This is a genomic window from Bradyrhizobium sp. Ash2021, from assembly GCF_031202265.1.
GTDB lineage: Bacteria > Pseudomonadota > Alphaproteobacteria > Rhizobiales > Xanthobacteraceae > Bradyrhizobium.
In genome coordinates this window covers 6,745,824-6,763,292 of record NZ_CP100604.1, presented here as the reverse complement: position 1 = coordinate 6,763,292, position 17,469 = coordinate 6,745,824, and the positions used below count along the sequence as shown (strand labels likewise).

Genomic DNA, 17,469 nt, shown 5'->3' with positions numbered 1-17,469 from the left:
TGCTGCCGATGCAAACTGGGGGCGATAGAAAACCCCTTTTGGGGTCACTATCAAAAGCAGCCGGCGCTACAGCCACCCGCGCTCGCCAAATGCAGAGAGATCAACTCCAGGCGGAGCGTACCATCCCGTCGAGCCATAACGGGCGCCCAGCTTCATAGCGACCTCTTTGTTGCCATAAGGAATTCGCAGTGGTGTACCTGTTCCGAGATTTGGCAGAGCAGGAGTCGCTTCGACGGCATCAGCCTTGCATTTCCGAGATCTCTTCGTCGGCGACGTCGATTGAGGTGAAATTGATCTCGCCGGCTTGTAGGCGGTCTTGCGACCGCTCTGGCGGCGCTTCGTGCCCTTGTTCGAGTCAATCCACGCGGCCATTGCAGCCGAGTTGGCCTTGGCCTCGTCGGGAATGACGACGCCTTTCCCGAGCGCGATCTTCGTAGCGTACAACAACTGTGCCGGGCTTGCCGGTTTAGGGTCGAGCCTCCCAGCCGCTTGACCGTCGGCTTTCTTGGGCGCGTGATCGCTGAGAAATTTTCGGCAGATCGAAATCGACGTCTTGTAGCCAGGCGGCGGTTTGATGCCCTTCCGGCTAAGGCTGTCGGCAAAGCGCTTCATCGCAGGCGTCGGCGGATACGCCGCCGCGCCGTTGCCGACTACGTCGCCACGCAACGGAGTTCCTCCGGCAGTGGCACTCTCCTTCAGTCTGCCGATGATGCGTTCGGCGACATCGCACACGGCGTCAATAGCACCGACCATCTCCTGTTTGCCGACGACGACATCGTCGAGCAGGCATTCGAGTTGCGCCGTCACACCCGGATCGACCAGTGCCGGATCAGCTTGTTTGAGAATACCGAACAGCGACAGGCCGGTTTCGGTTGGCACAATATTCTTTCCCTGGGCAATAAGAAAACCCTGCTTCTTCAGCCCGCCGATGATTTCGGCTCGGGTTGCCGGGGTGCCAATACCCTTGGCTTCCTTCAGGCGGTCCCGCAGAATCTCATCTTCAACGAAGCGCCAGGCATTTTGCATCGCCTCGATCAAAGTGCCTTCGTTGTAGCGCGGGGGCGGTCGGGTCTCCTTGTCCTCAATTTTGGGATCCTGCAGTTGCGCGGTCTCGCCGTTGTGCAACAGCGGCAGTAATTGCGCCTCGTCGCCCTTCTCATCGGCGGGTTGCCACTCCGGGAATGCTGCTCGCCAGCCGAGATCGATAGGCTGGCGTCCGGCGGAGCGGAATTCGAAGCCGCGCACGTCAAGCGTTGCGGTCGTCTGCCGGTAGCGGAAGTCAGGCATCAGCGCGGCTAGATAGGCCCGCGCGATGACGTCGAACAGTTTCTTCTCGTCGGACGACAGACGAGGCCAAATCTCCGGCAATTTGTCGATCGTGTTGACGTTGGGAATGACGGCGTGATGGCTCGCGCCCTCCAGCCCCTTGTCGTAGAACGTGCCGCTCGCGCCCCTGCGGATGACCGGCGGGTCGGGCAGGGGTATTGCGCTGAATGATTGGCGGGCCCGCAGTCCGGCCAGCATCCGTGGTACGTCCGAGATAAGGCTCTGCGGCAGGTAGCGCACCTCGGCGCGAGGGTAGGTGATTATCTTCTTACCCGGGCCATCATAGAGCTCCTGCGAAACATCGAGCGTTTTGCCGGCCGGCCAGCCGAACCGTGAGCTGCATAGTTTCTGAAGGGACGGCAAATCGTGCAGCTTGGGCGGTCCTTGACGCTTATCTTCGACGCGCACGGCGAGCGCGCCCTCGAAGCCTTCGGCTGCTTTGAGGACCTCCTCGGCAATCTCGCGCCGAACGATCCGGTCCTGCGGCGCGTGCCGCATCTGGAATCGCCCTCCGTCAACTTTCGCGGTGGCGACAACTTCAAAATAGGCCAGTGGAACGAAATCGCGGATTTCCAACTCACGCTTGCAAACGATTGCCAACGTCGGCGTCTTCACGCGACCAACACCTATGACCCTCCGCGCACCTTTTCCCAAGAGGACGGTCGCGGTGCGGGTAAGTGATAGATTGTAGATCTGGTCGGCCTGCCGCCGCGCGACGGCGGCTGCGTAAAGACGAGCGTACTCGGCATTTGGCTTTGCTCGGCCGAATGCATCGCGAATGGTCTGCGGGTCCTGCGCAGTAAACAGCACCCGCATGACCACGCCGCGGTACTTGTAATGCTCGAGAATTTCCTGACCGATGAGCTGACCTTCGCGATCGCAATCGGTGGCGAGCCAAACTCGTTTGGCGCTGCGGAGTGCCTCGCGAAGGGCTTTGAGCTTGGCGGCTTTGTTCCCTCCCGTTGCGGGGCAAGTGTCGTAGAGACCTTCGGGACGCAAAAGTATCGGCGACCACCGCTTCCAGGCCGGCACAACATCCTCTGGCTCAAGCAGGTCGAATAAATGGCCCTCAGCCGGGAGAATCTCTCCGTAGCGAGGACCAACAGCGGCGCGGACGTCTTTTGCCTGACTGGTCTTCTCAGTGATGACGATCTGTTGAGGCACGTCGGGCTCGTTTGGGAGAATAAATTCGACAGTATGAGAACATATAGCGAACATCGAAAGTGCGCAAGCTGCGTTTGATTTGAAGTGTGTACCTTGCCTCGGTCACCGACGCACCGCGTTTGAGCGAGCATTCGTGATCGACCGCTCATGGGCGCAAAGCGGCCGTTCACCAAAGACCGACGTGCCAGAGCAATTCAGGATCGGCGCTTAAATAGTATGGGCGCAAAAGGATTCCGCGTACGGGATCGACTATCGAAGCCCACAGGCAGTTTGTCGGCGCTGAAATTCGGCGCTGCGCGCTTCGTGTCTGACGCAGGTGGCTGATCTTGGCTAAGGAAAAGCGTAGCCTCGAAGACAACACCCGGTGCCTGTTCGGCCGCTCCCGAGCATGAAGCCATCATGCCTTTGAAGGTGCCCGTGAGCTTTACCTCGACCTCGTCGATGCCGAACACGGTGGACGGGCCTGCGGCGTACCTTTTGGTCGTCAGCGTTGCGGTGAATCGATTGTCATGAATTTCGTAGGAGCCGCCGTAGGTGAAGATGCTATCGCCACCCGATATTTTGCCATTTGCAAGATGGACGATGCCGGTGCCTTCTCCACGCGAAGTCCTAAACCATGCAGCATATTTGCCATCTTTTAGCATAGAAAAGTACTCGCACAGAGAGCGCTAACATTTGGTGCTTACCTGCGAGCGATACAATTAATTGCTTAGGACGCGTCTCCGATAGTTAACGATTCACAAAAAGGGCAGCAAGAACTGCGATCGTACGGCTCAATGAAGGAGTTGAAGGCAAAATCGGGAACGGGCTGATCGTCATCACTGTGAATAAGCGTCCAAGAGTGACCCCTCGTATTGCCTCATCTGAGGATGTTACTTTCGCTTGACGGATGTAGCTCCGACTGTCGGCCGGGCCGAGGTTGCGTCGTTGCTCGCAGGATCGGAGGGACTGGGGACGTCGCGGAGTGCCCATCACACGCAGCGCCGGCCCCAGTCCCGGGATCACCAATGGTGGCCGGTGCCGTACCCCCGGCCATGCGCGGGATGATCACCTCGGCTGCGTTGCGTCTGAGTGATCGCAACAAGCGCTGCACGATGGTGTGCTGCGGCGGCCCGAATTGTTCGGGGGAGTGTTCGGCGAGACGACCGAGGATGGCCAGCGCGGTCAGACGAGGTTCGGCCGCCAGCCAGCGCTCGATGTCGGCGAGGTGCGGATCGAGCATCGATGGCATTTTCATGCGCTTTTTGTATGGCTTGTGCATGCGCCGATGGATGATGCGCTGCTCCCCCAGATGCACATCATTGCCGAGCCCCTTCGCGAACGCTGCCGCGTTCGTTGCCGGAGCCGGTGGGCTGGCTGCTGCCGCGAGCTTGCCCGCTCGGGCGCCGACGCGCGTGCCGAGCTCCGTCTGGGCGTCCCTCATCTCGGCCAGCAGGGCCACGGGATCGAGCGTGCGATAAAGCTCTCGAAGACGCCGTTTGACGCCTTTGCTCAACTTCGGATGCGCCAGTGCGCGCGCATAGGGCGTGGCCGGAACATGATAGCGCTTGATCACTTTCGCGCCCTCGCGTCGCTTGTCCTTCAGTTTGAAGGACGGCTGGAAGAAGTTGGTGTGCAGCCGCGATGCGGCATACAAGCGTTCCAGCACGCGTGTCGTCTCGACGCCATCGAAGCGACCGTATCCCACCAGTCGCCGGACGACCGCGCCATTCTTCTGCTCGACGAACGCCTGATCATTCTTCTTGTAGGCGCGCGAGCGTGTCACCTCGATCTTTTGCATGCGACACCAGGGCACGACGACATCGTTCATAAACGCGCTGTCGTTGTCGAAGTCGGCGCCACGAATGAGCCAGGGAAACAGGTTCTGTGCGCACTCCATGGCTCGCACGACGAGGCCGCTCTCGCGCGTCACCAACGGCATGCATTCGGTCCAACCGGTCGCGACGTCGACCATCGTCAACGTCTGAATGAACGAGCCAGCTACAGATGTGCCGCCATGAGCCACCATGTCGACCTCGCAGAACCCCGGCGGCGGATCGTGCCAGTCGTTGAACGTCCGGATCGGAACTTCACGCCGTACCGCCGAATAAAAGCCGACCCGCCGGCGCTTACCGCCGGCTGCGGCAATTTTGGTCTCGACCAGCAGGCGATCAATCGTGGCTGCGCTGACGCCGAGCACCAGCGCTCGATCGGCATGGTCGAGCTTGAGCCGGCCATGCCGCTCCAGCGAAGGCAGCAACGTCGGAATCATTACCCTGAGCCGCTTGCCGCAGATCCGATCCGAGGCCTCCCACAGCGCCACCAGCGCATCCCTGATAGGGGCGCCATAGGTCGGCCTTCGCTGCCGCCGGGCCTCCGGCGAAATTGCGACATGGATGGCAAGCGCCCGAACCGCGTGCTTGCGATGCCAGCCCGTCACCGCGCAAAGCTCGTCGAGAATGCGCCCCTTATCTGCCCGCCCCGCAGATCGATAGCGGTCTACCACCGCCGCCGTGATCTCGCGCCGCGCACCCATGCTGATCCGTCCTGCCATCGGCGACACCGATCCGATTCGGTATCGCCGCCCTAATCCTGACGGTCAGTTCTCCGGTAACATTATTGATGAGGCAATGCGCCCCTTCGCCGCTAGGCAGATCAATAGCTTCAGCTCGCCGATCGGCGTCGGGACCCTAGGCCGATTAACACTCAGGGCCAACGGTGATGGCATCCTCAAGATCGGCCGAAAACTTGGCATTGGTACGAGCGTCGTGCAGCGGGTTTTCAAGCAACAGGAAGGCCGTTCATGACGATCAGCAAAACGCACACAATACGATCATGTCCTCGAGGCCATAGAACCAGTGCCGGGCTCCGGGCTGAGGGTCATGCGGTGCAAGGTTTGCGGCGGCGTGCCGGCCACCACTTTCGGAGCTTGAGCCTCTGGTATTGAGATCGCTAGAACCCTCACGCGCCATTGCTGCGGACGAATGCTAACGGACGATGAGACGTCCGAGATTGAGGAAGGTCTCGATTTCCGTGATGGCCAGTGGGTCACACCCAAATAGGCATCTGCGCGCCGAAGCACCCCGAAAGGGGATGGATTTTTAACGCAATCCGACTGCCGCACTGCATCCAACTCGGTGACTAGCGGGTAGAGCTAGGCTCGGGAAGCAGCCGTGAGGGCTTTGCCACTTTACTCTTTTTGACCAGTTGGGATCGCGCCTGGGGCGGGCGGGGTGGTTTCGGTCGTTGGCGCGGCGCCTCTAAGTTCCGCCGCGTTCGCGCAGTCGCCGGCCCAAAGCTTGGTCCCTTTAACCGTCCCGACGAACTTGCAGCCCATTGGCTCTTTCGGCTTTACCTGGGCCGGCGGCTTGTTGCCGGGTTTGGGCGGTGGAGTTTGAGCGAATGCGGTCGCCGCAAAGCAGACCGTGAAGAGAACCAGGAACGCCCGCATAGCTACTTTCCTCTCGCCTTTTGCCCGCGCGGAACAATATCTTTCAGCGTGTCTATGCGGGTCTGAAAGCTTCCGATCTGCTGAAAAGCCTTGTGTCGCTCCTCGCCCGGCGGAAGTTCACGAGCAAGCGCCAACAGCTTTGCTGCGATTTCTTCTAACTCCCGCAGCCGCTCCGCATTCATTTGACCGTCGCCTTCAGCCCGCTGGGTGCCGTCGCGGAGTTGGTAGGAATTGAGGTTGGCGTAGTCTCCGGGGTGATCAACCTCGAATCATCCGGCGTTGAAGCGTCGGACTAGAGACTACGCCATGAACAAGCTTACCACGAAGCCCGTTTCCTTGCAGCCTGCGACTGAGCTGGCTGTTGATCTTTTCGACAACTGGTTTGACCCGATCGAGAGCGAGGTGCGGGTTCGGTCTCGGCAGTTCATCGAAGAGCTGATCCGCGACGCGCTTGATGCCGCCCTGGCGCGGCCGCGTTACGAACGAAGCAAGATAGCCGGCAATCAAGCAAGAGCCGGCGTTACGGGCCACCGTCACGGCAGCCGGACGCGGTCGCTGACGGGCACGTTCGGGCCGATCGAGATCGCGGTGCCGCGCGCCCGGCTGACCACGCCCGAGGGCAGGACGACGGAATGGAAGAGCCAGGCGCTGCGGGCTATCAGCGGCGCACGCTTGCCGCCGATACGCTGATCGCGAGCAGCTATCTCGCCGGCACCAATGCCAGGCGGGTGCGCCGCGCGTTGGCGGCCCTGTTCGGCGCGACGGTCGGCAAAGACGCGGTGAGCCGGACGTGGCGCAAGGTCAAAAGCGACTGGGATGCCTGGAACAGCCGCTCGCTGGCTGGAGAGCCGATCGTGCGCCTGATCCTCGACGGCACCGTCGTTCGGGTGCGGCTCGACCGCAAGGCGACCTCGATCTCGCTGCTCGTTGTCCTCGGCGTGCGTGCAGATGGCCAAAAAGTGCTGCTCGCGATTTGGAGCATGGGCGGTGAAAGCGCCGAGGCTTGGCGTACGGTGCTCGGCGATCTCGTCAAACGCGGGCTGCCGCGTCCCGAGTTCCTCATCGTCGATGGCGCGCCGGGGCTCGACAAGGCCATTGCCTCGGTCTGGGACGGCTTGCCGGTGCAGCGCTGCACGCTCCACAAGCATAGAAATCGTCTCGCCCATGCTCCCCAGCGCCTGCACGACGAGATCACCACGGACTACAATGACATGATCTATGCGACGACCCCCGAGGAAATCGCGGCTCGCCGCAAGGCCTTCATTCGAAAGTGGCGGCTGAAGCATCGTGCCGTTGCCGACACCCTGGAGGAAGCAGGCGACCGTTTGTTCACCTTGGCGCCGCGCTGCCCGCGTTCCTGCTCGCGCACCCGCCGGCAAAGGCTGAGCAGGTGAGCGAAGCTGCCCTCGAGCCCATGGTCGCCGTCGATCTTGCGGGCAATGTCGCGGATGACGCGGCCCAGATAGGTCTTGAGCGTGCGCAGAGCCCGGTTGGCGCGCTTGAACTGCTTGGCATGGGCGTAACGCTGATGCTGGATCAGCGCGGACTTGCCGACCCGCGTGTAGGACTGCCGGAGCTCCACGCCCAGCTTTTTGGCCAGCGTCGCCAGCTTCTCACGGGCCCGGTTCAACAGCTTGGCGTCAGTCGGGAAGGCAACGTTCTTCGGCTGCACCGTGGTGTCGACAATGACGCGCGAGAGTTCCGAAGGCTTCATCGCGCCGGTTCGCGTCGCTACCGCCAGGCTCTCCTGCAACAGCGCTTGCAGCCGCTCCTCTCCCATGCGGTTGCGCCAGTGGGTCATCGAGGAGCGATCGAGCGGCAGCCGGTGCTGGAAAAACTCCTCGCCGCAAAAGTACTGGTAATACGGGTTCTCGATCCACTGCTCGCACACCACTTCGTCGCTGAGGTTGTAGGTGTGTTTGAGAATCGCCAGCCCCGCCATCAGCCGGGTCGGCAGCGGCGGCCGGCCGGAGCCGTCGGCGTAAACCGCCCCGAACTTCTCTTCCAGAAATCCCCAGTCGATCGTCCGCGCCAGCTTCGCCAGCGCGTGATCCATGTTGATGACCTGGTCCAGCCGCGAACGAAACAGATCCTGCTCGCCGCTTTCCCGCCGCTCCCGTGGCCGCATCGAATCCCCTCCGATCACATGATCGGTAGAGAATCACAGCTTCAGATTCGAGGGAATCCTCAACACGAATTTGCAAGAAAATCGACGCAGCAGCTACGATTGCTGGCAAATCCAATCACAGCAATCCCCGCAATTTCCATTGCCAATCAATCGCTTCGGGATATTTCACGGAGGACTTTCTCATCTCGAGAAGTCTCTAGAGACCGATGATCGAACTTTTTGGGCCGATAATTCCCAAAGGTCTCCAGCCGATTCAAGGAAAACTCCCGTTTTCTGGAGACGCTCCTTGGAGACCGGAGAATAAATCCACTGCGCGCTAGGGCTGGCAGGTGTATCCGGTCTCCCGTGTCCTCGATGTGCTGACGTCGCTGCTTACGGGTTCAAAGCAGACTTTGCGTACTCGCCAAAAGGTTTGAAATTAGCAGTAGCGGACATCTCGTGCCGCAGCTCTTTGATGTCCCGCTTTTAGGAGGCAATGCGGACGTGCCCTTCAACCGACCATCCAACGCAACGCTGATGGCACAAGCAGACGCTTGTTCAGGACACACTTTAATTTTGTGACGCCCGATTTAAGTGGAAGATCTCGCCCGGCTAGAGACTCCAAGCTAGTGGAGCTCTTCTAAAGACGCTTCATGCGAACATCCCGATCGACAAAAAGGCGTTCCTGCCTCGAACTGCGACGCGGCGAGAAAGCTCGGGCGAACCTCTCGAAATCTTCCGGCGGCAGGGGGCGACCGAACAAATAGCCTTGGTAATTGAGCTGTCCTTGGCTCGCCAGGAAGGCATATTGCTCATCCGTTTCGACACCTTCGGCGATGACGGAAAGGCCCAGGCTCTTGCTAAGCGCGATGATCAGTTGGGCTATGGCGGCGTCGTTGGGATCGACAAGAATATCCTTGACGAAACTACGATCAATCTTGAGCTGATCGAGCGGCAGCCGCTTCAGGTATGAAAGGGATGAATAGCCGGTTCCGAAATCGTCGAGGCTGAAGCCGATCCCGATCGCCTTCAATTTATCCATCTTGGCGATCACGTCGTCGACATTGCTGACCAATGTGGTTTCCGTGAGTTCGATTTTGAGGCGATGGGGATCGGCGCCGGTTTGCTCGATGATCGCGCGGACCTGTTCGACAAAATTCTTCTGACGCATCTGCAGGGCGCTGACATTGATCGCGACAGTCAGATGCTCGGTTGCTGGATCGGCAGACCAGCGGGCCAATTGACGGCAGGCGATTTTCAGCATCGAGGCGCCGAGCGGGAGAATTAGACCTGCGCTTTCCGCGACCGGAATAAATTCGCTCGGAGAAACCAAGCCTCTCTCCGCATGCGGCCAGCGCGCCAGCGCCTCCGCCCCCAGCAACCTTCCTTCATGATCGACCTGCGGCTGATAATGCAGCAGGAGTCTTTCCTTTTTGAGATCTTCTCGCAGATCGGCCTCGAGGGAAGCGCGCGCTGAAATCATAGTCTGCATGACAGGGTCGAAGAACCGGAGGCCGTTTCGGCCCGCGGTTTTTGCGTCATACATCGCCAGATCTGCCCGCTTTAGCAATTCATCGACGTTGCGGTCCTCGGGCGAAAACAAAGTCACGCCGACGCTGGGTGTACAGGGATATTCATACGGATCGAGCTGAAAAGTCTCAACGAAGGCAGAGAGAATTTTTTCTCCAATCGCCTCGGCTTGCAACGCAGCGGCTTTTGCCTTCTGCGTACCGAGATTGGCGAGAAGAACGACAAATTCATCGCCGCCGAAGCGGGCAACCGTGTCGTCCGCCCGAACACAATGGGAGATGCGCTGAGCCACCTTTTTCAGCAACTGATCGCCCACGTCGTGCCCAAGCGAGTCGTTCAGCGTCTTGAAATTGTCGAGATCGATGAAGAGCAGAGCGCCGAAGGATTTGTTGCGAGTATTGGCGTTGAGTGCCTGACGCACGCGGTCGATCAGCAGGACGCGGTTGGGCAGACCTGTGAGCTGGTCGAAAAAGGCCAGTTCCTGGATCTTTTCCTCGGCGTGCTTGAGTTTGGAAATATCATAATAAGAGCCGATGTAATTGGTAACTTCGCCCGCCTCGTTTTTTACGGCGGATATGGTGAGCCAGCGCGCGCAATGTTCTCCGCTCTTGGTCCTGAGGCTCATGTCGCCTTGCCAGCCGCCGGTACTTTTAACAGAATTCCACATTCTCTGGTAGAACTCGGCATCGCGGCGATGCGCCCGGAACAGGCGCGCCGTTTGTCCAACCAATTCTTCCATCGTATAGCCGGTCAAGCTGACGAAGGCGCGGTTGGCACTCAGGATCACCCCTTTGGTATCGGTGACGATCATGCCTTCCTGAGCATTAAACGCGGCGGCGGCTATGCGCAGTTCAGCATTCGTCTTGTCCAGCGCTTCGCTCTGCCGCTGCAGATCGGTCTCAATAGCTTCGCGACGCTTGATCTCTTGCGAGAGTGCGAGGTTATGTTCGGCCAGCTCGGCTCTATGGCTATTGGATTCGATGAACTTGATTTGCAGCCGCGCCGCATTCTGACGCATTCGCTCGAAGCCGATGGCCAATCCGAACAGTATGATGGCGAAAAGGCCAATATAAAACACGGAGACGGGCGAAAGCGTATTGCCGTAAAGCTCATCCTCGCTCGCCAGCCGCAGGACGGAAAGCCGTGTGCCTCCAATCGGCGAGCGCAGAGCGAGATATCCCTTCAGTTCGGGAGCCTCGAGATTTGACAGGGCCTGGATACGGCCGGATTGAAGGGCAGCCAGCGCGCGGCCGTGGGCGACAATGGGTGAGCGCTCCCATTCGACCGGCAGCAGCACGTCGCCGTCGTCTCCCAGCAGGAATTCCTTCGGCTGTCCGAGGTCGTTGGTAGACACCAGCGATGCAAGCAGATTAAGGCTGCTCACGGTCTCCACCGCTCCCCTCATCGTGCCCTTCTGCAGCACCGGCGCGCTCGCCACAATCAGGCGGCGCTTCTGATCGATCTGAATGCTCGGCTCGGCCGGGTTACCCGTCGGTGAAAGTGTTGGCGCGCTGGAGGCGCCTACATCAACTTGAGCTATGCCGTTGCGGTCGAAAAAAGCCAACCGCAGATAGGCGAGTTGCCCCTGATATTTCTCCTCGTCCAGGGTCGCCTGAAAGCGGCGCTCGATTGCGGCCAGATTGGCGAAGAGCCCATATCTGACGGACATTCCGAGATCGAGATTGCTGAAATAATTGGCGATGTCCTCGCCGCCGGCAAGCCGCACGGCGGCTTGCCGGCGCTCGCTTAAAAAGTCACTGATCTCGGCGGCGCGTGCTTCACCGATTGAAACCAGACGCGCATCGGCGTTGTGCCGCAATTCCATCTGCGACGAATAAAGATTGCCGATCAGGAAGAACATCGACAGCAGAAAGGCCCCTGCTGCGATCGAGAGCCAATGCGGAGCTAGAGATCGACTAAATCTGATCAGCGAAGACTGCATCAATCTGTCTTCGCGAAAAATTCCGGGAAAAATCGGCGGATGCCGGGATAGTATTTGTCTACGAGTCGGTCATAGACACCAGAGGCCTTGATGTCGCTCAGATAGGCGTTGAACTCGTCGCGCAGGGCCGGCGCGTCCTTGGGAAAGGCGGTTGCCAACATCTGCCGGCCGGAAATCGGCCCCAGAATCTTGATCCTGCCGGCCCATTTGCGCAAATCGAGAATGGCGTCCGGCACGTCAAGCAGCGTGAGTTCGGCTTCCTTGTTGAGCATGGCCGGAACCATCTCATTTAGGTTGGCGCTCTTGTTGTAGGACTTCAAGTCAAGACCGACATTGACCAGGCCGTAATTGGTCGGATCGAGACAGGTGCGCTCCATGACGAGCACGCTCCTTGATCCGATGGCCTTCCGGGTATTGGCGATATCCGCCGCGAGATCGACGCCGTCCTCAATCGGCTGGAGTTCGGACTCGGCCGGTGCCACCAGCAGAACCTGGGACGGAAGAACCGGATCTGAATACAGAAGGATCGCCTCGCGCCACGGCAGCATGGTGAATCCGGTCGATATCACATCACCCTTGACTGGATAGTCGCCTGTCAGCGTGACTTCGCCGTCTTTGCGCACTACATCCTTGCCGAGCAGGTCACGGATCACCGAATAAAAATCGGAGTAGACGAGCTTGTAGGACACGCCAATTCGTTTGGCGAAACCCTGCATCAGTTCGACGTCTAAACCGTCGCCCGCGCCGGTGACGAAATTGGCGTAGCGAATGCCGATATGGCGAATTTCGCCGCGCTGCTTGATCTCTGCAAGATCAGCTGCCCAGCTTGAGGTCACGAACAGAAAGGCCATGGCGCCGCTGAGCGACCCAAGGACGATACGTTTCGAGAGCATCGAGGCGCACCTTGCTTTTATGTTGGTAGCGCCTGGAACCTACAAGTCTGAACTTAAGAAAGGATGGCGGAATACAATAAAGTGGAATCCAATTTTCGGAAAATCCCTGTTTAAAGGTAAAAGATTACATACCAGATGCTGAGTGTAGCGAAAGTGTACTTGATCCGGATGAACCTTTCAGCAGCTTGAGCTCGTTCAACAGCGACCTCCAGGGGCCCATCGCGCTCAGCAGGGAGCTTAGGGTTAATATGATCAAGTATCCTGAAAATTGCTGCCAATGCGGAGTTTCGCCGGACAAGAAGTGATGCCCTTGCTGTCCTACTTGTGCATAGAACAGGACGAGTGGCGCATTGCCCAACACACTGGTCGTCAAATACTGAAGGGGGGAGACATCGAAGATTGCGGCAAAGAAATTCACCAGTGGCGCGGGCACGAGCGGCGAGAGGCGCAATCCGAGCAAGGTCAGCCAAATCTTCACGCCGGATTGTTCATTTAATTGAGCACTGGGACGTTGAATGTGCTTTCGATAAAATAGAAACGCGCTCAAACCGCCAAAGGCGCTGCCGAGCAGCACAGCGGCGCCTCCTTCAAACCCATCCATGTAAAAACCCGCCGCCATGCAAATCATTGGCATGGAGGGAAAGGCCAGAAACGCAAGGACGGCGGATGTGACCAAAAACATCAGCGCGGTGACGAGTAGGTTTGCGTGGGCCATTGCTTCAAAGCCCGGAAACAGCTGCCAAACAACTTCTCTGGAGATAGGCGATGCAAAATACGCCAACGACAGAAGCAGGACGGCCGACATATAGAAAATCAATGGTTTATAACTACGCATCAGCTATCCCAAACTGGATAGAAGAGTCGGCATGTAGTCAAAGCTGTTGTAGGTGTTCCAAAAAAGTACCTTCTTATTTTTTAGCGCGCCCGCTTGCGACATGGTGAGCAACGATCGCCAGGCTTTCAAGGTAAAGACTGGATCAAGGCTGAGGCCCGCCTCTTTCAACTCTTTCGCCCGTTCATCGTCGGCAGGTTCGATCAAGCCGTAGCCAGGCGCCCAGCTGGTGGCGTCCGGCAAGAAAGTCTCGTGTTGCATCACGCGAAGCGCGTCTGGCGAAATACCCGGGAAGCGGATCTTGTGCAGCCATTCCACCGTGCTGCGCGCGAGTTGGGCAACATTCCCTTCCACAAAGGGCACGGAGGGCTGCCGATTGACCACCCATCGCGTCAGAGGGGATTTGTCCTGATCGGCCACCCCCACCACCTTGGTATTCCATCCCATCAGATGGACGCCCAAGAGCAGGCCCAAAACCGTCGAACCGCTCCCCATGGCGACAAAAATGACATCCGGCGGCGCTTTCCACGCCTGAGCGGTATCGAGCAACTGCGCCAGCTCGGCGATCGCATTCATGTGTCCGAGGGCGCTCACTTCGTTCGAGCCGCCCGGCGGAACGAGCGAATCCGTATCCGGATGCAGCCAGTGCGCCCCGTATGCATACGCAGCCTCGCCCGCCAATTCGACATCGTTGCTGGCGAGAGAAATGTGCTGAACCAGGCTCCGTAAAATTGCCAAGCGTGCCATATCCGTCGGGGCTCCCGGAACTTCAAAAAGCACCATGTCCAGGGCACAATTCAGCGGCTGTCCATCGCCGGTCAAATCAGACACGCGATTAGCCAGGGCAAATTGCAACGCATGGTTGCTGGAAACCGCGCCCATTGTTCCGAGACGCTCGGATCCAGACCACTTCAGGTTTGGAAGCAGGAACTCATATTTGCGCGCCTTGTTGCCGAAGACGGGATAGTGCGTACTGCTCTCGTTCATCACCAAAAGATCAGAGCAGTCGATCTGGCGTGTCACGGACGGTGGCAACTGCAAAAGGTTGTTTTCCCGTACGAATATCGGTGCCCAGGGAATGGTGGCGCGGGCATCGGCCTGCCTCAGGAAGACGGAATTCCCGGGCTCGCCCCGGCGAATGAAGCCGGCAGACGAATCTTTACTGGAAAGCGTGTTGGCGATGAAAGGACCCTCGATGGCATCGGGATCCAGCAGGGTAGGAAAGATCTTCCCGAGAGCCAAAGATTGCGAGTTCAAGATCGCTGAGGGTGGCGTGAAGCTTGAAACGTCGGCCATCTGCGGCAGCGGCGGCATCGGGCGCCGGCCTTGAGATACGCCAACCGCGCCCAGCGCGGCGCCCCCCAGGACAACTCCTTGCACAAAGTTCCGTCGAGAGAGGTTCATTACACAACATCCGAGTTACAATCGGTATGTTTATAGATTAACTCTTTTTTTACCTTATTCCAATCCGAACAGGCCCTTCGCGAGGAATACTTTTAAGGTTTGATTAACCGAGACTCATCCGAAGGCCTGCCAGGCACCCGGTCTAGTTAGCTTTGTGAGAAAGGGCTCGAAAAGGAGCATTCGACAAGCCAAAGTATTTTCGGAGACGGATGCGTATTCAAAATTCGCAGCTCGTGGCTGCAAAAGTCTCCAAGCTCGAATTCCGGGGAAAGGAGGGAAATTTCCCCTGACATTTCAATGGGCTTTTTCAATTGGGAATGTGCGAGTTCGATCCCTCACTGAGAGAAAATGAACAGGGTCCTCGCAGAAAGGCCCGCCAATGGCGGGCTTCTGCAAGTTGGCGTCCAGTCTTCAGTCTCCAATTCTGCGCATTTCCCAGCGAAATTGCCGTTAGTCTCCGGCAGACATTTGAAAAACTCCCGTTTTTGGGAGACTGCGGCCGGAGACCGGGTTCGATCTGCACGACGTGGCCCAGCTTGCAGTGCAAACCGCGAAGTTCTCCGCCAAGATCACCGTCAATTGGGAATGCCGAGTTCGCATTACCGTGCTGAAAGTATCCTCGGTTCGAATCCGTCTCGCTCCGCCAGCTTGGCCGAAGTCGTGTACCCGGCTGAACGTTCGGCCGACTTTGAGGAATTGTTAGATCGTTGCAGGAATCGCCCACTCGGGAAATCTAGCCAAAGCTCCGCGTTCGTGGCCGCCCCGGTCTCAAAGGCCTCAACGCGGTTGGTCCTTTTAAGGTCCGCCGCAAATGGAGCTATCTCTTCGAGGAAATCACAGAAAGAGGCCACCAACTGAGGTGGACCTAGCTATAATTTTCGACAGGATTTGGGACTAGTAAGGGGGAGATGTTGGTTTGAATGGTGTTTATAGAGAATGGCGAAATCCTCGAAACTGGTGGCTGCGCGCCGGTGGTGACGCTGGTTCGGCCGCGGCCGGACCTGAGCGCGTAATGAGACAGCCCGCCGGTTCTGCCGGCGGGTTTTTCTGGATCAGCGGCGTAGTCGTGCATTCGCATGTCTGAATTGCAACGAGTTGCCCGAAACGGCGCCGACGGTGCTCATCCGCCGCAAGTTAACGTGTCGATTGTGCCGGCTGCGAAACGTTCCAACGTAGTATGATCCGTCTTGCGCGCCATATGGCTCATCATAAGCTGTGGCGGCGGCTGCCTGGGCGGCAGAGGCGTCTAGCTCCTGCTGGCGCATAGCATCTTACTCTTTCCCGTAACCTCAGGATCTTCGCCCTCTCGGCGCGTTCATTCCGCGCTCTGAGCGCATCGTCGTCAAGAAGCTGTCCTCCAGGTCCGTAGAGTGCTCAATGTCACCGGTGATTACCCTGACGGACTGCGCGTAGGCCGGTGCGGCCAAGCCCATGGCGGCAACAATCAAGCAAGCGAATTTCTTCGTCATGATCCGGCTCCCGTCAGGCCAGGGGTAAAGGTCCAAGTATCATGTAATGGCGGAAGCCGCCCCTGGGGCGGCGATCGGCGGGCCGTATTCGTTACCACCATCGTGCAGGGCCGGCGGGCCGCGCGATAGCACCGGTCGGGCCGCACATCGGCGCCCGGAAACCAGGCCCGCAGGACCGGCGGCCGTCCCAGACTCGTGTAGGGCCCATCTAGGGCGCGGGGCTTCGGTCCTGCGCCTGTCCGGTAACCGCGGATTAACCGTTCGGGGTCACCTTCGTGATGACCTGGATGGTCACGCGTATTGAGTAGAGCCGTCGCTGCCCCCAGCGGCGGCTTTTTCGCAGGAGCCTCGATGGACTATCAGGCCTTCACGAACGGCAGCCTCACCCTGATGTACGAGGCCGTGCGCGGTGCACTGGCATCCGACGATGCGCAGGAGCAGCGAGGCGAGGATCCAAGGTTTCGTGTTCGCGAGACGCCAGCGTGGAAGAAGCACGCCGCCGACCTCGAGGCCGAGATGCTCAAGCGCGGGATGCTTTTCGGCGTGATCGAATGGCATGACGGCCAGGCAAAACTGCCATTCGAATGATGCCCGACGCTCACAGCGCATGGATGCACGCTGAGGACAAAAGCCCACGCTCAAGAACCATGAGGGAAAGGGCGTCCAGATCGCTGGGGAGGCGCGTCCAGTTGCCGGGCTTTCGCTTTCCTGGTCACATAAGAAAGCCAAAGACCAGCGCGCCGACAATAACGGCAAGCCAGATCAGGGAAAGATAGAAGTAGAGGCTGTCACGCCGCATGGGTTGAACTCTAATATCCCGAACCCAGCGCCGTCACTTGCTCCAAAGGACAACTCAGGCGACCTTACTTCGGCGGATGTAGTTCGCCCGTAACCAGCCAATAGCATCTGATTCCATCGGATCAGACGGTATGGCGATTTGTTCGACGTGATCGCATTCGGAGCAGTTGAACCTGCGAAGTTCATATCCTGTAGGCCCCGGCGAGGTGCGCGCAAGCTTCATGCGCGCTCGGCATTTCGGGCAGCGAAGTTGCGGAATTGCGAATAGTGGGATTGCGGCTGGGTAATCTATCATGGCATTCCCCCTTGCTTCAGGCGGGAACTGGAGTCGGAAACAGGCCCGTACCTAAGTTACGTGCCGCTGACTGGCGGTTCACGCGACTCGTCGCCCACACGAGAAATACGCCGTATCTCGAAACGCTCTCCAAAGCGGAGCGGCGGAAGCATCGTGTGCGGTTCTGGAAGCCAGGAGTGCGCAGGCTGTGCGCATGATGGGACGTGACCAAAAAGACATCTCGACGGGGTCGAGATAAGGAAGAGCCGACTGCTGTAGGTCGGCCTCGGATATCACGGG

At 58.8% G+C, this 17,469-nt stretch carries 11 protein-coding genes and 2 pseudogenes; 3 read left to right on the top strand and 10 right to left on the bottom strand.

Annotation, left to right across the window (positions count from 1 at the left end; all coding sequences use genetic code 11):
- Nucleotides 1-66: 66 nt before the first annotated feature.
- From NL528_RS32675 to NL528_RS32665, 3 genes are all read right to left on the bottom strand, one after another.
- Nucleotides 67-2,490: a DNA topoisomerase gene (locus NL528_RS32675; protein WP_309178482.1), complete on the bottom strand. Its 2,424-nt coding sequence runs from the start codon at nt 2,488-2,490 to the stop codon at nt 67-69.
- Between the two features lie 194 nt (nt 2,491-2,684).
- On the bottom strand, nt 2,685-3,134 hold the full coding sequence (locus tag NL528_RS32670; protein WP_309178481.1) for a GrlR family regulatory protein: 450 nt from the start codon (nt 3,132-3,134) through the stop codon (nt 2,685-2,687).
- Nucleotides 3,135-3,349: 215 nt separating this feature from the next.
- Entirely contained in the window at nt 3,350-5,005 is a 1,656-nt protein-coding gene (locus tag NL528_RS32665; RefSeq protein ID WP_309178480.1) for a transposase family protein, read from the bottom strand.
- On the opposite strand from NL528_RS32665, the gene NL528_RS32660 reads away from it, so the two are divergent.
- Nucleotides 5,004-5,276, top strand: a complete 273-nt coding sequence (locus tag NL528_RS32660) for a hypothetical protein (RefSeq protein ID WP_309178479.1) — start codon at nt 5,004-5,006, stop codon at nt 5,274-5,276. The genes NL528_RS32665 and NL528_RS32660 overlap by 2 nt on opposite strands.
- Nucleotides 5,277-5,922: 646 nt before the next feature.
- Here the strand turns inward: NL528_RS32660 and NL528_RS32655 are convergent.
- Nucleotides 5,923-6,102, bottom strand: a complete 180-nt coding sequence (locus tag NL528_RS32655; protein ID WP_309178478.1) for a hypothetical protein — start codon at nt 6,100-6,102, stop codon at nt 5,923-5,925.
- Between the two features lie 124 nt (nt 6,103-6,226).
- Here NL528_RS32655 and NL528_RS32650 point away from each other — a divergent pair.
- Nucleotides 6,227-7,293: pseudogene (locus NL528_RS32650) on the top strand (IS256 family transposase); the annotation flags it as partial.
- Here NL528_RS32650 and NL528_RS32645 read toward each other — a convergent pair.
- The 6 genes and pseudogenes from NL528_RS32645 to NL528_RS32620 form a co-directional block, all read right to left on the bottom strand.
- A pseudogene (locus NL528_RS32645) lies at nt 7,251-8,048 on the bottom strand (IS5 family transposase); the annotation flags it as partial. The pseudogenes NL528_RS32650 and NL528_RS32645 overlap by 43 nt on opposite strands.
- 619 nt (nt 8,049-8,667) lie before the next feature.
- Nucleotides 8,668-11,499 carry an EAL domain-containing protein gene (locus NL528_RS32640; protein ID WP_309178477.1) on the bottom strand — a complete coding sequence of 944 codons (2,832 nt, stop codon included), beginning with the start codon at nt 11,497-11,499 and terminating at the stop codon, nt 8,668-8,670.
- Nucleotides 11,499-12,392 carry a transporter substrate-binding domain-containing protein gene (locus tag NL528_RS32635; RefSeq protein ID WP_309178476.1) on the bottom strand — a complete coding sequence of 298 codons (894 nt, stop codon included), beginning with the start codon at nt 12,390-12,392 and terminating at the stop codon, nt 11,499-11,501. Before NL528_RS32635 ends, NL528_RS32640 begins: the two co-directional genes overlap by 1 nt.
- A 124-nt stretch (nt 12,393-12,516) precedes the next feature.
- Complete coding sequence (locus tag NL528_RS32630) at nt 12,517-13,227, bottom strand: VTT domain-containing protein (RefSeq protein WP_309178475.1); 711 nt, start codon at nt 13,225-13,227, stop codon at nt 12,517-12,519.
- A gap of 3 nt (nt 13,228-13,230) precedes the next feature.
- Entirely contained in the window at nt 13,231-14,628 is a 1,398-nt protein-coding gene (locus NL528_RS32625; RefSeq protein WP_309178474.1) for a pyridoxal-phosphate dependent enzyme, read from the bottom strand.
- A 1,289-nt stretch (nt 14,629-15,917) separates the two neighbouring features.
- Nucleotides 15,918-16,097 carry a hypothetical protein gene (locus tag NL528_RS32620; protein WP_309178473.1) on the bottom strand — a complete coding sequence of 60 codons (180 nt, stop codon included), beginning with the start codon at nt 16,095-16,097 and terminating at the stop codon, nt 15,918-15,920.
- A gap of 351 nt (nt 16,098-16,448) precedes the next feature.
- On the opposite strand from NL528_RS32620, the gene NL528_RS32615 reads away from it, so the two are divergent.
- Nucleotides 16,449-16,685: a hypothetical protein gene (locus NL528_RS32615; protein WP_309178472.1), complete on the top strand. Its 237-nt coding sequence runs from the start codon at nt 16,449-16,451 to the stop codon at nt 16,683-16,685.
- The last annotated feature ends 784 nt before the right edge of the window (nt 16,686-17,469 follow it).